Annotated in this window: 13 protein-coding genes and 1 pseudogene; 5 read left to right on the forward strand and 9 right to left on the reverse strand. The window is 32.6% G+C overall.

Features of this window, described 5'->3' with window-relative positions; translation table 11 throughout:
* Window positions 1-3 precede the first annotated feature (3 nt).
* The 6 genes from PC_RS08315 to PC_RS08340 form a co-directional block, all read right to left on the reverse strand.
* Complete coding sequence (locus PC_RS08315) at window positions 4-477, reverse strand: hypothetical protein (RefSeq protein ID WP_011176281.1); 474 nt, start codon at window positions 475-477, stop codon at window positions 4-6.
* Between the two features lie 12 nt (window positions 478-489).
* The gene (floA, locus tag PC_RS08320; RefSeq protein WP_011176282.1) at window positions 490-1,518 is read right to left on the reverse strand and encodes a flotillin-like protein FloA; all 1,029 of its coding nucleotides are present in this window, start codon (window positions 1,516-1,518) and stop codon (window positions 490-492) included.
* Window positions 1,519-1,559: 41 nt separating this feature from the next.
* On the reverse strand, window positions 1,560-2,039 hold the full coding sequence (locus tag PC_RS08325) for an NfeD family protein (protein ID WP_011176283.1): 480 nt from the start codon (window positions 2,037-2,039) through the stop codon (window positions 1,560-1,562).
* Window positions 2,036-4,267 (reverse strand): NfeD family protein, encoded by a 2,232-nt coding sequence (locus PC_RS08330; RefSeq protein ID WP_011176284.1) that lies wholly within the window; start codon window positions 4,265-4,267, stop codon window positions 2,036-2,038. Before PC_RS08330 ends, PC_RS08325 begins: the two co-directional genes overlap by 4 nt.
* 420 nt (window positions 4,268-4,687) lie before the next feature.
* Window positions 4,688-5,110, reverse strand: coding sequence for a hypothetical protein (locus PC_RS08335; RefSeq protein ID WP_011176285.1), 423 nt, complete (start codon window positions 5,108-5,110; stop codon window positions 4,688-4,690).
* Between the two features lie 399 nt (window positions 5,111-5,509).
* The gene (locus PC_RS08340; RefSeq protein WP_011176286.1) at window positions 5,510-6,112 is read right to left on the reverse strand and encodes a hypothetical protein; all 603 of its coding nucleotides are present in this window, start codon (window positions 6,110-6,112) and stop codon (window positions 5,510-5,512) included.
* 1,076 nt (window positions 6,113-7,188) lie between these two features.
* Between PC_RS08340 and PC_RS10115 the strand changes: the two genes are divergently transcribed.
* Window positions 7,189-8,034, forward strand: coding sequence for a hypothetical protein (locus PC_RS10115; protein ID WP_011176287.1), 846 nt, complete (start codon window positions 7,189-7,191; stop codon window positions 8,032-8,034).
* A gap of 132 nt (window positions 8,035-8,166) precedes the next feature.
* A complete protein-coding gene (locus tag PC_RS08350) occupies window positions 8,167-8,475 on the forward strand; it encodes a UBA domain-containing protein (protein ID WP_044045222.1) in 309 nt (102 codons plus the stop codon).
* Between the two features lie 380 nt (window positions 8,476-8,855).
* On the opposite strand, the gene PC_RS08355 is transcribed toward PC_RS08350, so the two are convergent.
* Window positions 8,856-9,131 carry a hypothetical protein gene (locus PC_RS08355; protein ID WP_011176289.1) on the reverse strand — a complete coding sequence of 92 codons (276 nt, stop codon included), beginning with the start codon at window positions 9,129-9,131 and terminating at the stop codon, window positions 8,856-8,858.
* Window positions 9,132-9,271: 140 nt separating this feature from the next.
* On the reverse strand, window positions 9,272-10,105 hold the full coding sequence (locus PC_RS10120; protein ID WP_011176290.1) for a hypothetical protein: 834 nt from the start codon (window positions 10,103-10,105) through the stop codon (window positions 9,272-9,274).
* Between the two features lie 213 nt (window positions 10,106-10,318).
* Between PC_RS10120 and PC_RS11490 the strand changes: the two are divergent.
* Window positions 10,319-10,982: pseudogene (locus PC_RS11490) on the forward strand (IS1 family transposase).
* Window positions 10,983-11,365: 383 nt separating this feature from the next.
* On the opposite strand, the gene hemL reads toward PC_RS11490, so the two are convergent.
* Complete coding sequence (hemL, locus tag PC_RS08370) at window positions 11,366-12,664, reverse strand: glutamate-1-semialdehyde 2,1-aminomutase (RefSeq protein WP_011176293.1); 1,299 nt, start codon at window positions 12,662-12,664, stop codon at window positions 11,366-11,368.
* A gap of 215 nt (window positions 12,665-12,879) precedes the next feature.
* Here hemL and PC_RS08375 point away from each other — a divergent pair, with 215 nt between their 5' ends.
* Both PC_RS08375 and PC_RS08380 read left to right on the forward strand, forming a co-directional pair.
* Window positions 12,880-14,778 carry an autotransporter assembly complex protein TamA gene (locus tag PC_RS08375; RefSeq protein ID WP_052278692.1) on the forward strand — a complete coding sequence of 633 codons (1,899 nt, stop codon included), beginning with the start codon at window positions 12,880-12,882 and terminating at the stop codon, window positions 14,776-14,778.
* A 92-nt stretch (window positions 14,779-14,870) separates the two neighbouring features.
* Complete coding sequence (locus PC_RS08380; protein ID WP_181679109.1) at window positions 14,871-18,656, forward strand: translocation/assembly module TamB domain-containing protein; 3,786 nt, start codon at window positions 14,871-14,873, stop codon at window positions 18,654-18,656.
* Window positions 18,657-18,735 lie beyond the last annotated feature (79 nt).

Consider the following 18,735-nt stretch of genomic DNA (forward strand, 5'->3'; position numbering starts at 1 on the left):
AATTTAATCCCAAGAACGTAGGCTTTTTGGTTTATCTAAAATTTCTCGATAAATGATAATATCTTTTAGGTCTTTTAAATCCCCGATCATTATCTTCACCAATGGTTGCTTGTCTAATAATTCAACACGTAGATCAGCAACATCATTAATAATAAATTTTTGTTTTAAGGAATCTTTTAACTGATCTGATGAAATCATGTGTTTTTCTGGTTTCTTTAAAACATCCTTTTGTTTTTCAAAATTTTTTATCTCTCTGTTAAAATTCAAGGAAGAAATTGAGGGCTTTAAAGAAGGTACTAACTCCTTTTTTTTCTCTTCTTCTCTTTTTGTAAGAAAAACTTGTAGAGGCTCATTCCCCCATTGTTGTTCTTCATGTTCTTCGTCTTTACCTTGAAAAAAATAAGCTTGATTGCGAAAAAATAAGAAGATGAGAGAAAAAAAGCTAATCGCAAATCCAATAAACTCCACAATAGACATAAAAAAAAGACCTTAATTTTGCTTTTTATCTGAATCTGGTTTTGCTAATGCATTACGCATATCCGTATCTGACTGAATATTTTGAATACGTTGATAATCCATAATACCTAATTTTCCACTTCTAAATGCTTCTGCCATCGCTAAAGGAACAGCTGCTTGTGCTTCAACAAGTTTTGCTTCCATATCTCTGACTTTCGCTAAATTTTCCTGTTCTTGAGCAACAGCCATCGTCCGTCTTTTTTCAGCTTCCGCTTTTGCAATTCGAATATCAGATTCAGCTTGATCCGTTCTGAGTTTCGCCCCAATATTTTCGCCTAAATTAATTTCTACGATATCAATGGAGAGAATTAAAAATGCTGTTGAGGAATCAAGCCCTTTTTCAAGCACAAGTTTTGAAATTTTTTGAGGAGATTCTAAAACTTGTTTATGCGTATCAGATCCTCCAATTGCACTCACAATTCCTTCTCCCACACGAGCAATAATCGTCTCTTCCGTCGCCCCCCCAACTAATTGAGCGATATTTGTCCTCACTGTTACTCTGGCACGGCAATTTAATTGAATTCCGTCTTTAGCAACCCCCGTAATATATCCTCCATGATTTGGACAATCAATCACGCGTGGATTTACTGACGTCTGGACGGCAGCTTTAATATCGCGACCCGCTAAATCAATTGCCGTTGCACGTCTCCAATCGAGAGGAATATTAGCTTTATCAGCAGCGATTAAAGCTTCGACTACATTAGGAACATGTCCACCAGCCAAATAATGCGTTTCTAAATCTCCAACATGAATATCTTTTAATCCAGCTTTGTATAAGTTGATTCTGGCATTGACGATTTCCCTTGGAGGAATTTTACGCAAACTCATTCCGATGATATTAAAAAGAGGAATGGGTGTCCCAGATACAAAGGCTTGAAACCATAAACTGATAAATTTACCAATTACACTTAAAATAATCAGCAAGACAATAGCAAGTACAAAGATAAAAAAATAAAATTCTGTTCCATTTTCTAACAGATTTTGTAACAATAATGTCGACATAGTTAATTCCTTCGATGAAATTTTATTCTTCTTAATCTTTTTTAAATTGTTTGAGTGGGAAATAAGTTTTTTACAATTAAACTTTCTTCTTGCCCGGAAACGACAACAACCTCTTCTCCTTTACTAATATAGCCAGTCAATGAAATTGCTTGATGCTGTTCCCCATCTATCAAAATATATCCTCCTGGTTTGAGATCGGTAAGTACCATTCCTAATTTTCCAATCGCATTTCGATCGTATTCGGAAGCCTGAAACCCTTTCTGATCTTTTTTTAAATAGATGCTATATTCTTGCCTAGTGTGCACAATACGCCATAAAGTAAACCGGATTAGCAATACCACACAGCTAAATGTAAAAAAAATGTAAAAAATCGTTGCCCAAATTGAATTTATCTGCGAAGTAAATACGATTATACTAGCAATCAAAAAAATTGATCCCAACACTCCCATGATTGCCCCAGGAATATAAAATTCAATAAAAATAAGAGCAAGTCCACATAAAAGAAAAATAGAAGCTATCATAATATATTTTTATTTATTAAAGGTCTTACAATAATCAGGTTACCCTCAAGGCGAACTATTTCGATTGATGTCTCTGCTTCAATAAAACCACCTGAGCTTATAGCTTCATAAATTTTTTCTTGAACAAGTATTTTACCAGCTGGCTTAAGAGGTGTTAGTACTTTCCCAGTTGCCAATGGCTGAGGAAAATCTAAAGGATTATTCCCAGCAATATACCCCTCTTGTTCAAAACCTTTTAATACAAATTTATTTAAGCCAGAAAACTTAGGTAACACGTACTGTGCTAATAAAGCAATCACAATACTGCTTAAGATCAATGTTCCACAAAACCAAACCAAACGCTTAATCAAATATTGCCCGGCTGCATTAAATGTTTGTGTATCGTATTCAAAATGAATGGAATTCACACCTGGTATCAATAAACCAAATAAACCAAATAAAAATAGTAATCCTCCCATTATTCCCAGTAATCCAAAAGATGGCAAAATGAATAATTCTATTAAAATTAAACCCAGACCACTCAAAAGCAAAATAACTTCTAACCAATTAGCTATTTGAAGTGAAAAGCTAGACAGAACCATTAAAAATAAACAAATTGTCGCAATAGATCCCGGCACCCCAAACCCTGGATTATTGATTTCTATATACCCTCCAATCAGCAATCCCATCATTAATAGGGATGAAACCAAGGGGGTTGCTAAAAAGACGAAAAACTGAGTCTTCCAATCCATTCGATAAGCGTCAATTTCTGCATGAGGAATTTGAGAAAAAAAAGAAGCATGAAAGAGAAGCATTTTGTCTGCTGACCATTTCCCCTTAGCCTTTTCTTCTTCAGTGATAGAAGACAATTTTTGAGGAGCTAACACCAAATCTGCGACTTCATATTGCTTCATTTGCTCCGCATCGAGTGTCAAAAGTTTTCCTTTACCTGTAATCACTTGATCAGGATCTTTACCACCCAGACGAATTTGATTCTCATTTTCAAGTTTGAGAATTTTTCCATGTCTCCAAACTAAAATTATATCTTTATCAACCATCGCTTCAGCAATAAAGGGATTTCGATCAAAAAGCTTTGCGCGATTTGCAAAGTCAGCTCTTAAAGCAGAGTTAATTTTTTCTGAAGCTGACTCCATTTTTCCATTCTCATTCGTATAAACAGGTTCAGCAGCACCCATGCTCGCACCTTTAACGGCAGAAATGAATCTGGTAGAATAAGCGAGCATCGCTCCCGCAGAAATAGCCCAATTATTAATAAATGTCACAATAGGAATATTATATTGAAGATCCATCTCTTTCAAGGCGTCAGAGATTTTTTGTGCAGCAAAGACTTCTCCACCAGGTGTATCTAGTTCAAGAATGATAAATAAGGGGGGATTTTTTTTATAATATTCAAGTCCCTGTTTGATGTAAAGCCAAGTAGACTCATTAATAGAGGTTTCCCGATTGCCAACATACAAATAACCAATCTTGTTATTTTTACTCTTAAATGAAATCTCTTTTTGCAATTTTTGCTCTAAACTTAAAGTTGACAAATCCGTCGTATTAGTTTTAGATTTTTGATCGATTGATTCGAACAAATACTTTTTTTCAAAATCTTTTAAAGGCAAAAGAGCATCAACTATCCCTAAATATTTAAGTTGATTTTGATTTACAACTAGCGTTTGTCCCTCCGAAGAAAATAGCGCGTATGGACTTTTTTTATAAGCTTCGATTTTATCATTAACTTGCAAAAAAGGATCAGTCATCCCATCCGCCAATAAGAATAAGGTAGAAGCATGCGGATTTTTGCTATCAATTAAGCTCCGCACTTGATTACGGAGAATATTGGTGGGTAAATCTCTTTCAGCACTCCCAGGGATATCTCCCCACGAAAAAACTAATGAGCCATACATTTCATCCGCTAAAAAAGGAATGATAGCAGCAGGGCCGGTCACGACATCATTTAAATAAACAATAATTTTTTGTTGCTGTGTTTGTTTCAAAATATAGAGCGATTTGGCAAAATCTAAAACATCAACCAAATCGCCAGAGTTAGAGTTTAATTCAATAATGATAAGAGAGTGAGGTTGCTCGTAAAAGTGTGTTAATATTTTTTGTGCTGGTTCTAATTTACTCTTATCTAAAAATCCCTTTAAATACAGTTTAATAGGTTTTTCTTCCATTCCACAAAGCAAGCAAGTCGAGCTAACGAAAAATAGAAGAAGAGAATAAAGGTAATATTTAAACATATTGAAGTGGCAAAGTTGGTGTCTGAAGCTATTTTTGCGAACTTATTTTTCACATTTCGTCACTGTAGCAAAGATTTTCTTTTTTCTAATAAAAAAAATGCATTTATTCTGCATCTATTAAATATAAAGCCTTTGCATTTTTTACTGATATCCATTTAAGTAAATATTTTTGATTTTTATAGGATTAGAAAAATTTAAGTAGAGCGCGATAGGACCCTTTAGCCAAGATAATTTAGATCTAAAATTCGCATTAACTTCTACTGTACGATAGAAAAATGCGGTGTTCTTATCTCAAGCAATGCTAAAATGCTGCTCTACTAAAAATAAATTTTCCAAATTTGAATTAAAAAGCTAAATGTAGATATTTACAGGCAAAAGCTCTTATTTAAAATAATTAAAAATTGCGAGTTAATTTTTCAACTATCGCCCGTCACTAGATAATTGTTCGGAAGTTAAAAGAATCGCTAATCGGAGAGATACAAGCCTTTTTCCATCTTTTATGCTAAGATAGCTTAGTCTATCAGCTAATGCCTCTTTCAAATGGCAACTTTTTTTAGACAAATCAATTAGGTGTTTTTGCGCGATATCTAAATTTGCAGGAGTTAGAGGTATTTGAGCGAGGGCTTTCATAACTTCACGAGCATATTCATTTATTTTTTTTAAAGAAGTATTTCTAATATAACTTTGTACATACATGGGGGTGTAAGTTTTTTGCCAGCTTTTAATTGCTTCATTGCCATAACCTTCTTCACTTTCGTAATCCTCGTATTTTTTAGACAAAGCCACATAATCTATCTCTGTTTTAGAAGGAAAACAACCAAATAAATTATAAAAATTGTTCATATTAGCTCCTCTTCTGGATTATGAAATTATTAACAAAACATCAAATTAAAATATTTTATATTTATCATGCTAAATGATTTAGAATACTAGCAAAACTTTAATTTTTCTATTTACGGATAAGTTTATTAAAAATAAATATACTAAAAATTAACTGTATCATACTATCACATTCATTGCAAATAAACATCGTTTATATAATTCGTCTAAATGTATTGTTTTTTGCGAACGATTTTATTCTTGTAAATCATTAGGATATATATTTCAGCAACTTTTTTATATTAATTAATAATGAAAATAACCCTTAAACACCAAAAACTTAATTTTTTTGTTTTAAAGCGATAAGAAGGAGTATTCCTTCTTATCGCTAAATCCTAACTATATTCAGCATCTAACTTAAGGTTAGGGTTCATTTTCATAAGCGAGATAAAATGAATTAAAGAAAGGATAAGCCAGCAAAATCACACCGGTACTCATACCTGTCCAAGCAATTATATCTTTCTTATCATTTTCAGGATTTGACGGATTGTCTGTATAAGAAGCCATTAGACCGGTTAAAAATAAACCAAGCCCAGAACCAAAATAGCTAACCCCATAACTTTTATTATTCACATAAGAATTTTTCAATTGATGGCCAGCTCTTATTAAATATCTAGATGCTAAATAATCTAATTTTTCGATTGTTCCTTTTAACTTAGAATTATTTTTGTAATTTTCTTCTTTAATAACTAATTGCATATTAAGTCGATCTAATTTCGCTATATCATAAAGGCGTGTTTTTAATAAGCTCTCACACTTTCCTTGCAATCTTCCTCGTGAGGAAAGGGTCTGAGAAAGGTAATTCATGTAACAGCGAATTTTATCCGTCATAGGTAACTGCTGGTCAGCATTAACAGCTTCTATAAGACTTTCAATATCTCCATCATTAGTTAAAATATTCATATTCTGGCCGACATTTGGAAGATTAAAATCTTGTACATCATAAATGAGCATTGAATTAATCATATCATCACCTTATTAAATGTTAATGAAACAGTAAATTATTTATTTTTTTATCAGCAATTAGTTTAATTATCAAACAAAAAAAATATTTATTTTAAAGCAAGGAATTATTAAGGAAATATTAATTTAAGGGGATCCTAAACATAACATGCTAATTAAAAATTTCCATTTGGCTTTTCTAATGTAAATGATTTTCTTATAAGGTATTCATCATAGGAAGAACTAAAATGACATTATCATGACCAAGTTGCAAATCGACGACTATAAAAAAATGATCATATTTATAATGGAAAGCAGAATCATTCATACCTTATAACTACGGACGTCAGTTTGTCACAGAACATCCATAATAACATGATTAGTGGAGAGAAGCGATCCTGAATTGTTTAAGCATTCCTCAACTAAATTTTACTAAAGAAGGTATCAGCCGCATTTTGTTCATGAAAACGTTGAGGAATTAACAGAAGGATGAATGTAACTGTAATGAGTGCCAACAAGTTTTAAATCGCTGTTATTGAATTAGATGAACAATTGAGCTATGGAGAAATAAGAATAGTCAACAATGGTTGTGACTTGTTTTCACTCTGCTACGAGGCAAGTTTTAGCCATACACGATGGGGAAGCGAATGCGAAAAGGTGCTGGAGGGTTGAAGGAAAAATTGCTAAAAGTTTAAAAAAAGCCGCTTTATTATTTTAATTTGCATTCGAGAATGCTAAATTAAATCTTATTTTATTTTTTCATAAATTAAATGATGTATGGAAATTGCATACAATTATTCTTGCATTTTTTTTAGAAAACTATTTAATTTTGCTATTCATATCTTTCTTTTCAACCTATGCAGCTTATTTTAACTTTTATGTTCATGAAGGCTTTAATTTAAACAAAGTGTAAGATATTATTTTAAATTTTTTTAAAAAAATTTTTATTAAATATTTAAATTATTTTTAAAATTTTAAAAATGAAATTTTATTAAATTAATTTGACTTAAATTTAATTTAAATGTATTATGTTAAACAATAATAATTTATTTTAGTAAATTAATGTTTTTATTTTTAAATTTATAATAGGAGTCCATTATATGCAACCTAGTGAATTAAACCCAATTTCTCAGACAAGGCCGACATTTACATCTCAGGAAAATTCTAATCAGACAAACCTAGATATTCCAGAAGTTACTGATGATAATCCTCAACAAAGCATATCTACAGAGGTTGTTGATAATAGTAGTTCTAGGCAATTCAAATCCGCTGCTTTAGTGCATGAGCAACTGACGTCAGCTAAACTACATCAAGAAATAGATCAGCAACGGGCAATTGTACCGTTACAGGGGCAAGTTAATACTACGTCACCTATGAGTTATGTTGAACTTAGACAAGAAACAGATCCAGTAGTATTTCACGATGCAATAACGAAGGCAAATGCGGGGCCAACTGTATATATTTATTCCGTTGAAGAGTATGCTGAAATGACAATGTTTCTATCTACTGATAAGTCTTTTGGCGTTGCTGTTAAGCTGAATGGAGATATTGTTTCTGTTTTCAAAGATGCTAAAAAAGCTCCGAGAGGCGTTGTCGACATCCTCATTCCCAAAGCTCTAGAGAATAAGGGAACACATTTAGACTGTTTTAATATGCCTACGATCCCTTTACCTCTGATGTATGCTAAACACGGGCTTGTTCCTGTTGCCAAAGTAAAATTTAATGAAGATGAAGCTGTAAAGCCAGAAGGCTGGGATGTAGATAAATATGGAAAACCCGATGTTATATTTATGGCTTACAATCCTGCAAAACCCTACCCTACAGATACAAGAGAGAGGCTACCACTAATAAATGCTGATATTAACAAATTAGAAGCTGTGGATTACGACAGTGCTATAAAAATTCAGGAAGAGAAAGTAAAAGAATTTCATTCTTATAGAGGTTAAAGCCCTTTAATTTTTTAAAGTTTTAAAAATAAGCTATTTGAATATAAATACTACATTTGCTAAAGTAATGAAGTTGGCAAACGTTAAAAATTTTAAATGATCATTATTAAATTGCAAACAAAGGAGATGTTTATGATAAGTGGATTAAATGGATTTGGACATCATTATTTTCCAAGTGAAGAAAATGAGTTTTTTCAGAAAAAGCAAAATTGTTCAGTTGAATCTGCAAATAGAGAAAAATCTTCTATTCATTCGCAGCAAATTTCTGAGCAAATTTCCCGTGTTTCTGAAGCTGATATTAAAAAATTAATGAGTCAAACTAATATTACCGAAGCAAAGGCAAAAGAAATTTTAGAGGATCGAGAGTTTTATATTGAATTTGCTATGAAGCAAGGTTTAACTAGACAAGCGGCAGAGGAAGAGGTAGATTCTGCCTATTAAAATTCAAAGCTAGTTAAAATTTATTTTTCATTAACTCCTTTTTGGTAATTGAGGCACATTAACAAAAATTTTTAAGTTTAAAAACTAAACTGTAAAAAAGTTACATGCTCGACTACCAAAGAAGGAAAAAGTGAAACATATTTTTAAAATTATTTGATAAATCAATATTAGGTAGTGCCAAATAGATAAGTTTATTTCAATAAACTTATCTATTTGGCACTACCCATACCTATTATTTATAAATTAAACAGATCTACCTAATTTTCGTTGGTAATTGGACATTTAAATTTTAATGAATTAAGATCACTATTCTTTATATGTCTCAATTACCCAGAATGAAGTCAACTAAATATTAGACTCCCCTCGAATTTTGCAAATTTTTAAAAGGTAGAATCAACATGCTTTTCTGCCCCTTCTCTGCTTAAACCTTGCTTCATAGCCAATTCAATATAAAACTCTCGATCCTCTAAAATTTCTTTTGCCTTTGCTTCGGTAAAATTAGTTTGACTCATTAATTTTTTAATATCAGCTTCAGAAACACGGGAAATTTGCTCAGAAATTAGTTGTAATTGAGCAGAAGTTTTTTCTGTAGAAAAACTGCTTTTATGATCATTTAAAAAGAAATTATGTTTAAATTCTTCTAGTCCTTTTGTCATAATATCTCCTTTATCTGTAATTTAACGATGCCAGATTAAGATAATCTTAATATCAGCCAACATTATTAATTTATTTAGCAGATTTGTTATGTCTGTACAAATAGCTTATTTAAAAAATAACTTAAAGCAATAAAAATTTCTCAATTTTTAGAATTAAACTCTTCTACTTTCTCCTCCTGAATTTTTATAGCACTGCCGTAATCCACAGCTTCTAATTTGTTAATATCAGCATTTATTAGCGGTAGCCTCTCTCTTGTATCTGTAGGGTAGGGTTTTGCAGGATTGTAAGCCATAAATATAACATCGGGTGTTCCATCTTTCTCTTCCCAACCATCTGGCTTTTCTTTCGGATCAAATGCAACTTTTGCAACCGGAACAAGCCCGTGTTTAGCATACATCAGAGGTAAAGGAAGATTTGGCATATTAAAACAATCCAAACGTCTTCCTCCATTCTTTAAAGCTTCCGGAATTAGAATATCTGTGACACCTTTAGGCACTTCTGAAACAGTACTTTTAAAGACAGAAACAATATCTCCATCTTTCTTAATGGCAACGCCAAAAGACCCAGCATTAGATAGCAACATTGTCATTTCAGCATACTCTTCAACAGGATAAATATATACAGTTTTGCCAGCCTTTGCATTTGTTATTGCTTGATGAAATTCTTCGGCACTTGCTAGTCTAAGTGCATTTGGATTTACAGAAATTGTTTCACTTTCCTGTGCTTTAGCAACAGATTGTTGCTGATCTATTTCTCGATGTAATTTTGTTGACGTTAAATGCCCAAGCACAGAAGCATTATGATTAGCCTGCATAGAAACACTAGTATCACCTATTTCTGTAGATATACTTTGTTGAGAATCCTCAGATGATTTTGAAGTATTTTCTTTTGGTTGTTCAGATGTCATTTCCCTTGATTGCACTAATTCTTCTATTTGAAGAGATGGAGTTGATCCACTAGTCGGTATATTCATACACAGCCTCCTTATTATAAATTTTAATTTAATCTCCTTCTTAATTATTAAACTAATTTATTAATTTTATATTAAAAAATTAAATTATTTGAAATTTTGATTTATTATTAAAATAAAAAATAAAAATACAGGTAGTACTGAATAGGTAAAGCTATTTCAATAAACTTATCTAATTAGATAGATTAATTATTCTAATTCAAGCGGAGAAGAGCAATGAAATGCATGCATTGCGGATCAGATTTGGTAAAGAAAAGAAGATTGATGATCCAAAACAGGAAAAGCAAAATTTTTGCTGTTTAGAGTGTAGCAAATGTGGAGCGAAAACAATGAAGCTAAAATTATTAACGAACAGTTAAAGGAAATTGTCAGAAAAGCTCCTAGAGGAAGGGTGTCTCTTCATGGAATTTTTGATATAAGAATGCCATGTTTGCTCAATTTTATTAATTTCATTATCAAAGATTTACCTGAGGAGGATTTAAATGCACAAGTCACTTGTCATGAGAAAGATGAGTTGGAATTGGCTAAACTTTAAGGAGAGAGCGATGGAGTTTGGTAAGAAATAAGGAAAATGATCCGTAGCTATGGCTCGTCTTCCATAAAAAAAGTCGCCAAGTGCTTGCTAGGCAAGGGGATCCTCGAAATGAACGCTGTGCTTCTTTTTGCAAAATGAGCTGAATCCTTAAAAAAAGCTTTCTATTTCACTGATAAATTTAATGTTTATTATGAAACCATTCCTTGGAGCTAACATTAACCAGTTAGCAAGCAATCGGGTCAGACAAGCGACATGGAAAGATTTAATTGTAATCTCAGACAAAGGTGTACAAAACTTGTAAGGAAAATACTTTCATTTTCTAAAAAACTACCTGATTCCATTTAGTTAATAAAATATTTTATTTGTGATTAAAGACAATTGAGAGCCTTACCTATTTAGCCCTACCTAAATGAGTATAAATTTCTCGGTCTTATAAAATATATTTTGCTTTTGCTTCAGACAAGCTTCTTTGACCCATCAAAATATTTTAATACTTGTTTTAGAAATTTAGAACTTTGTTCTAACGTTGCTTGCGTTCAATTAAATAGAAGGCTTTTCTATATTTACAGATTCAGCAAAATAAGCTTATTTTTGAAAAATTGCTCATCTCATTTATTTAGAAAATAGTGATGCCCAAATTTTTCTATTCCTCTCATCATAAATATTTATTTTCTGAATATTTTCTGGCTGACAATTTAATGGCAATATTAAAATTAAACGATTAATTTCTAAAAATTTTCTTCTAAAAAAGTCAAAATGGCAGATTGCGTTTTGATTAAATTAGACTCTTCATGAGCTTGAGAAATAAACCAAGCTTCATGCTGAGAAGGAGGGATATAAATGCCTTGATCAAATAGCTTTCTGAAAAAGTTTGCAAAAATAGTTGTGTTCGCTTTCAGTGCATCTTCTAAGTTACGGACTCTATTTTTACAGAAAAACAAAGTAAACATGGATCCGGCTTGTTGAATACAAATTGGCCAATTGTTTTTTTTAATGGTTTCTTTAATAGGGTTTAAAAGTAAATCTGTTTTTCTGTGCAATTCTTCGTAAAAACCCGGTTGTTGAATTAAACGTAAGCTTTGCAAGCCAGCTTCCATTGCTATGGGGTTACCAGAAAGTGTCCCGGCTTGATAAACAGAGCCTAACGGGGCTAACAGATTCATAATCTCTTCTCGGCCGCCAAAAGCAGCCGCGGGAAATCCGCCTCCTATAATTTTACCAAAACAAGTTAAATCAGGTTCAACAGGGTAAATGTCCTGTGCTCCTTTCAAGGCGACTCTAAATCCAGTCATGACCTCATCAAAAATCAGTAACGCTCCCATCGCTAAAGTTTCTTTCCTCAAAAACTGCATAAATTCTTGAGAAGCTGGAATAACTCCCATATTTCCTGCAATAGGTTCTAAAATAATAGCTGCTATTTTATGTCGATAATCGGAATGATGAAAGATCTGGCGGCAAGCTTCAATATCATTATAAGGTAAACATAGTGTTTGTTTAACAATATCAGCAGGAATCCCTGCGGATGAGGCTGAGGGAGAAACTTCTAAAACACCGGATCCCGCCTGAACTAAAAAAAAATCAGCATGTCCATGATAATTACCGTTAAACTTTACAATGAATTCTTTATTGGTATATCCACGCGCTAAGCGAACCGCACTCATGGTTGCTTCAGTTCCCGACGAAACAAATCTAATTTTTTCGACTGAATCAATTAATTTAATGACTTCTTGAGCGAGTTCCCCCTCAATAGACGTGGTAATCCCAAAACTGGTTCCTTTTTTCATTCGTTGTTGCACAGCTTCAAGAATAGATGGATGCGCATGGCCGTGAATTAAAGCTCCCCAAGACCCACAATAATCAACGTAAGTTTTTCCATCCACATCCACTAAAGTATCACGATAGGCATGATCGATGATCATCGGAATTTGTCCCATATTAGCGCAGGCTCGAACTGGAGAATTAACGCCCCCAGGAATGACTCGATTTAAGTTTGAATAAATTTGTTGGCTGATGGGACGGCTAATCATATCACTTACCATAGAATTAAAAAACAAAATCGGGGTTTAATTTATTGTTCAAAGCTTATAAAATCGCAAGAATTATGCATATAAAATTGTAAGCTAGAAGTTTTATCTCATAGACCAAAAACAAATTTCTTCAATTATTTAGAAAATTTAGGGATGCTTAGTTGCTAACTTTTTTTAATATTTTTAACCTATGTCTTTCGTCTACATTAATGATAATGTTTAAAATCATTATTGTTTTCTACTCATTTTTGAAGGACATTTTTAGCATTATTCGCCCATTCAAACAAAATTGTGATCAGCGAATAAACAACCTATTTAAAAACTTTTGGAATAAAGAATTAGCTTTTAAAAATAGTAAAAAGACCTTTATTTTAGCAGCGCTATTTTCAAATTTATTTTCATCAATTTTTTGTTACGAAGTTTATTTTGAAGGAATTCAAGATCAAGAAGCTATTTCTTTACTTGAATCAGTTTCACAACTCGTTAAACTCAAAAATTCTCCTCCTGCTACAATAACAGGAATAAGAAGACGGGCGGAATCAGATCTTTCTGACTTAACTTTAGCCATGCAAAGTTTAGCTTATTACGAGGCAAAAGTTTCTTTTCAAGTTGCAGAAGATGGATCTTCTGTCACTATTCAGGTCATACCTGGACCTATTTATCCTTTAGAAGCATTTATTATTCGCTATTTCCAAATGGGAGAAGAGTTAGATTCAGCACTTACCTCTTTCCCGTCATTATGTGAACTAAAAGTAACTTTAGGAGAACGTGCCCTTCCTGAAGTGATTTTAACGGCAGAAGATATATTATTAGATAAGCTTAACCTTCAAGGCTATGCTTTCGCAAAAATCAGAAAAAGAGATGTTTTTGCTGATCTGAAAAAAGATGTTGTCGTTGTCCTATTAGAAGTAGAAATTGGGCCTCTAACTTACTTTGGCCCTATCAAAATTAATGGTTGCGATCGCGTAAAAAAAAGCTTTTTTTATAAGAAATTGCACTGGAATCAAGGAGAACTTTACGACCCTAAAAAATTAGAAAAAACTCAAGAAGCCCTTGAACTTTCTGGATTATTTAGTTCAATTAATATTAGCCCTGCACAAGAACCTGTTCAAGGAAATTTGCTTCCACTTGAAATAAATGTTTTAGAAGCAAAACAAAGAAGTATGGGTTTTGGAGTAAATTATACCACTCAATTTGGACCTGGAATTACGGCCGAATGGGAGGATCGCAATATTGCTGGAGAAGGACAAAAAGTGAGCTTCCGAACAGATTTATGGGAAAAATTACAAGATGCTAGAATTTCTTACTTAATTCCTGATTATCGAAGGCAAAATCAAAACTTAGTCTGGCTCTTAGACTATAATCATGAAAGAACAAAAGCTTTTACCGAAAAAGCACTTTCAGTCTCAGCAACTATTGAAAGGAAGCTTTCAGATCAACTACGCGTCTCATATGGCTTAATGTATAAACTTTTGCGCAGCGAAAGATCTGAACGTAACGGGACCTTCGATTTATTTAAAATTCCGCTTCAGCTACAATGGGCAAATGTAGATAGTCTATTAGATCCGACAAAAGGAGCTGCCGTCCAACTTAGAATCATTCCATCGGTGCAGTTTATTTCTCCTTTTTTTGCCTATTCAATTAATTCATTAACAACTTCTCTCTACCAAGCTCTTACAAAAAATAAAAAGCATGTTTTTGCTGTAAAATTAATGTTTGGAACTATTTTAGGAGCGAGTAAACATGATATCCCTCCTCCAGAACGTTTTTATGCCGGTGCTGAAAATGCTTTAAGAGGTTATCGCTATTTAACTGTCAGTCCAATTGGAAGAGAGCATAAACCCTTAGGTGGACGTTCCTTATTCATTTACTCATTAGAATTACGAAGTAAACTCACGAAAAATTTTGGCCTTGTTACCTTTTACGAAATAGGAAATGTTTTTCAAAATTATTACCCCAATTTCCGAAAAAAATTTTTACAATCGATTGGATTAGGGATTCGATATTATACACCTATTGGACCTTTGCGTCTGGATTTTGCTGTGCCCGTCAACAGAAGAAAACATATCGATAATGCTTTTGAAGTCTATTTTAGTATTGGCCAATCATTTTAATAATAAACACGTTGAATATTATGAAACTATTAAAATCTCTTGTTAAAGTCTTTTTAACATTGCTTACAACTTTAATATTTATTTGGATAGTCTTGATTGCCTTATTTTCTACACGACAAGGGCAAAAATGGGTGGTAGAGAAAGGTCTTGCTTATCTTGAAAAACAAACTGAGACAACCATTCAAACAGAAATATTTGAATATACATTCCCCTTTCATTTACACGTTGAAGGCCTTTCAGTCTCCCGTCAAGCACAGCCTATTTTAACTATAGAAAAATTCAACATTGCTTGTGAATATTGGCAACTGTTCAAAGGCAAGTTTGTGATTTCCTTTTTAAAGGCCGAAAATATTCTTCTACAAAATTTATTAGATATTTACGAATCGCCTAAAAACGAAAATAGTTCGTCTGAAGCCAACTCTAAAACCTTTCCTTTTCCATTATATGTAAAAGTTGGAAATATTGATTTACGTAACATTTCAATAGCACCTACTGTTTTTAAACAACTCAATCTTTCAGCTAACATTATTGAACAAGCTGATGAACTTAAATTCTCTATCAAAGGTACGTTAAAAAATAATCCCTTCAAGAATTTATTTTCTACTCACGCTATTCTCGAAATCGCTAACAATAATTATTTACCCCTTCCACTAGTAGTCAACCTTGATATTGATAACAATCATTTAACATCTAAATTTAATTACGATCATTTTACTTATCCTCTCCAGTTGTCCAACGAAGTCATTCCTATAGACATGAAAATTAATTTTATAGCTTCCCTCAATGATTGGCAAAAAACCATTCAAAATCCCAAACAGCAAGGAAATAAAATTAACGGCTCTTATCAAATCATCGCTTTACTACCTGAAACAGATTCGTTTTATAAAAATTTATTAGGAAAAGAGCTACAATTAGAAGGGAAGTTTTCTTTCAAGAAAAATCACCTTTTATTGCTATCAGAAATCCAATTGAATAGTCAAACTTTCATTTTTAATGGACAAGCGGCGATAGATAAAAATTTTTATATTAGAGAAAGCCTTTTCAACGGAACTATCTTAGATTTAGAAAAATTCTCTTTTTTATCTAATAAGAACATTAAAGGATTGCTAACTTTTGAAGGAAGCATTTTAGGCTCAAGAAATAAACCTCAAATTATTTTTGAAGGGTCAAGCCCAGAGGTGAAATTAGAAAATTATTCCTTTAAAAATGTTCACATATCTTCAAAAACCCATTTAGAAAATCGACATATGATGGGAAAGATTGGGCTCGAATTTGAACATCTTAATCAAAATTGTAACTTAAATTCCAATTTTTCTATTGATGATCAATTACTCACTCTTTCTGACTTGAGTGTCAAAGCTTTAGATTCATTTGCAGAAGGAGATTTAACACTAAATTTACTGAATTTGATCACAGAAGGGCATCTTGATATTCATTTTACAAATTTAGAAAATTTCTCTAATTTTTTTAACTTGCCGTCTATAAAGGGAAATGGTCTGGCTCAGATTAAACTCAAACCGGCCCTCAATATTAATGATAATCAACAACAAGCTATCGATGCAAAGCTTAATGGGTATCAATTAGATATGAATGATCATCAAATTGATGAACTAAGCTACCAAGCAAAATTTTACCCTTCTCCTCAAAAACAAAATTTTTATGTTCTTCAATCGGAAATTGAAGCTAAGGAATTACAATCTACTGACTACTCAATATCAAATATTTCTGTAAATACTACTCAAAACATCAATTTGGATACCTATTCTGTTTTTGATCTATCCACTCAAATACATTTAGATAAAATCTCATCTGTGAGGGGCGAAGCACAATCTGGCCAAATTTATTTTTTCTTAAAAGATCCATTCACAACTCCTCAAGGAGAGGTAAACGTTTCTTTAGAACGCATTCAAACAGAAGCAACTACGTTTAATCATTTAAATGCAATAACTACTTTAAATTCATTTGAAAAAAAGAATCCTTTTCAAATATATATGCAAGGGAACAGCCAAGTCGAGTGGAATGCTGAAGCAAATGGCTTTTGGTCATTTCAAAACGGATTAAACTGTGTTTTAGAAAAACTTGAAGGGATCTACGGTACCCAACCTTTAAAACTTCAAAATCCTTTACGGATTTCATACCAAAAAGGAAATGTTTCTTTAGCAGATTTAAATCTCTCTTTTGGTAAGGCGGAAATCGAGGCTCAATTTCAAAAGATTAATAAAGAGATTATTTTCGACTTCCGAACAAATGATATTTCCACCACACTTATTAAATATTTTTATCCCGATTTACCTATTACAGGGAAAGCCTCCTTTGAAGGACATTTAGGTGGAACAATTGATCAACCCGAAGGAAGTCTGCTTATTTATTTAAGAAATATGCAAATTACCGAAGAAATTTTTGCCCAAAATCCTTTAGTGCAAGGAAATATACAATTGGATCTTAATGGTTCGGGAATCAATTTAAAAAGCACTTTAAATGGAATTGGGAGTTCTCCTGTTCACGCACAAGGAACACTGCCTATTGCTTTTAGTTTATCTCCAATCTCCATGGTAATACAAAAAGATAACCCCTTTTCTGTAACTCTCGAAGCCCGAGGAGAAATTGGTCCTTATATGCACTTATTTTATAATGACACAAGTAATTTGACGGGGCAGGTGAAAATTGCCATTAATCTAAGTGGACAAATAGATAACCCTCAAATCAAAGGCTCAATTAAACTTACCGATGGTGCTTATGAAATTTTAAAATCTGGAAGTATTTATCACAATATACAAGCAATTTTAGAAGGTGATGGTTCCGTTGTTGTTATCAAACATTTTTCTGCAGAAAATAGTAAACATGGTTCTATTACTGCTAAGGGGAAAATTAGTTTGGATAAAAAGCAGCATTTCCCCTTCGATATTAAACTAGAGCCTAAACAAATTGCAATTATGGAATCCGATTATGCTGATATAGAAGCTAGCGGATCCTTGCAACTTGTAGGAAATCTAAAGAAGTCTAAACTTCGAGGTGATTTAACAGTAGATAATGCTGTGATTCATATGGAAGAAGCTTTACCTAAACAAATTAAGTCTGTAGCAGTCATTTTTATTAATCAAAATCCTGATCATAAGTCTAAACGCTCCTCTGAGGTTTCTAATTCTTCTCCCTTAGCATTTGATATCAAACTCCAAATCCCTGGCAATGTCTCTATTGAAGGAAACAATCTTTCATCCGAATGGAAGGGTGCTATTACAATTACAGGAACAGCAAATAACCCCCTTTTGAATGGGGATTTAAGCGTCATCAATGGTCAATATGATTTCAACGGAAAAACCTTTAATCTTTCGCAAGGAAATATCCATTTCGCAGGATCTCCTGGGAAAAAAACGAGTATTTATGTCGTCGCAAGCAAAGAAATTGATCGAATTCGTGCAGATATCATCGTCAAAGGAGCTGCAGATAAATTAGTCGTTAGTTTTCGATCAAATCCTCCTCTTTCACAACGAGAAGTTCTTTCTTACATTCTCTTCAATAGAGGAATTGCCGACATTACTCCTGATCAAGGGGATCAATTAAGTCAATCTTTCATATCTTTAAATGCTAGCGAACAAAATTCAAGTAGTGATGATTTTTTAACCAAAATTCGAAATAATATTGGGATTGATCGTTTAGATATTTCTGCCAACGATAATAATAACAAAGACCTTTCTCTTCAAATTGGAAAATACATTACAGAAGGGGTTTTTGTCTCTATTAACAAAAGTATTAGTGATATAGGGAATCGGCTAGCAATTGAAGCTAATGTTCATAAAAATTTAAAAGCTCAAGCTGAAGTAGAGCTTGGTACTGCCAACCAAGGTAAAATCTCATTAAAATGGAAAAATGATTATTAACTTCTAAGTTGGAATGTTCAGTTCTCTTCTTAAAGCTCCAAAGCCTTTTTATTTTTTGAAAAAATAAAACTTCTCATAA

This window comes from Candidatus Protochlamydia amoebophila UWE25 (genome assembly GCF_000011565.2).
Taxonomy (GTDB): domain Bacteria; phylum Chlamydiota; class Chlamydiia; order Chlamydiales; family Parachlamydiaceae; genus Protochlamydia; species Protochlamydia amoebophila.

Excerpts from the sequence above, each read along its gene's own strand:
- PC_RS08315 (WP_011176281.1), bottom strand. The coding sequence starts at position 477 with ATGTCTATTGTGGAGTTTATTGGATTTGCGATTAGCTTTTTTTCTCTC.
- floA (WP_011176282.1), bottom strand. The coding sequence starts at position 1,518 with ATGTCGACATTATTGTTACAAAATCTGTTAGAAAATGGAACAGAATTT.
- PC_RS08325 (WP_011176283.1), bottom strand. The coding sequence starts at position 2,039 with ATGATAGCTTCTATTTTTCTTTTATGTGGACTTGCTCTTATTTTTATT.
- PC_RS08330 (WP_011176284.1), bottom strand. The coding sequence starts at position 4,267 with ATGTTTAAATATTACCTTTATTCTCTTCTTCTATTTTTCGTTAGCTCG.
- PC_RS08335 (WP_011176285.1), bottom strand. The coding sequence starts at position 5,110 with ATGAACAATTTTTATAATTTATTTGGTTGTTTTCCTTCTAAAACAGAG.
- PC_RS08340 (WP_011176286.1), bottom strand. The coding sequence starts at position 6,112 with ATGATTAATTCAATGCTCATTTATGATGTACAAGATTTTAATCTTCCA.
- PC_RS10115 (WP_011176287.1), top strand. The coding sequence starts at position 7,189 with ATGCAACCTAGTGAATTAAACCCAATTTCTCAGACAAGGCCGACATTT.
- PC_RS08350 (WP_044045222.1), top strand. The coding sequence starts at position 8,167 with ATGATAAGTGGATTAAATGGATTTGGACATCATTATTTTCCAAGTGAA.
- PC_RS08355 (WP_011176289.1), bottom strand. The coding sequence starts at position 9,131 with ATGACAAAAGGACTAGAAGAATTTAAACATAATTTCTTTTTAAATGAT.
- PC_RS10120 (WP_011176290.1), bottom strand. The coding sequence starts at position 10,105 with ATGAATATACCGACTAGTGGATCAACTCCATCTCTTCAAATAGAAGAA.
- hemL (WP_011176293.1), bottom strand. The coding sequence starts at position 12,664 with ATGATTAGCCGTCCCATCAGCCAACAAATTTATTCAAACTTAAATCGA.
- PC_RS08375 (WP_052278692.1), top strand. The coding sequence starts at position 12,880 with ATGTTTAAAATCATTATTGTTTTCTACTCATTTTTGAAGGACATTTTT.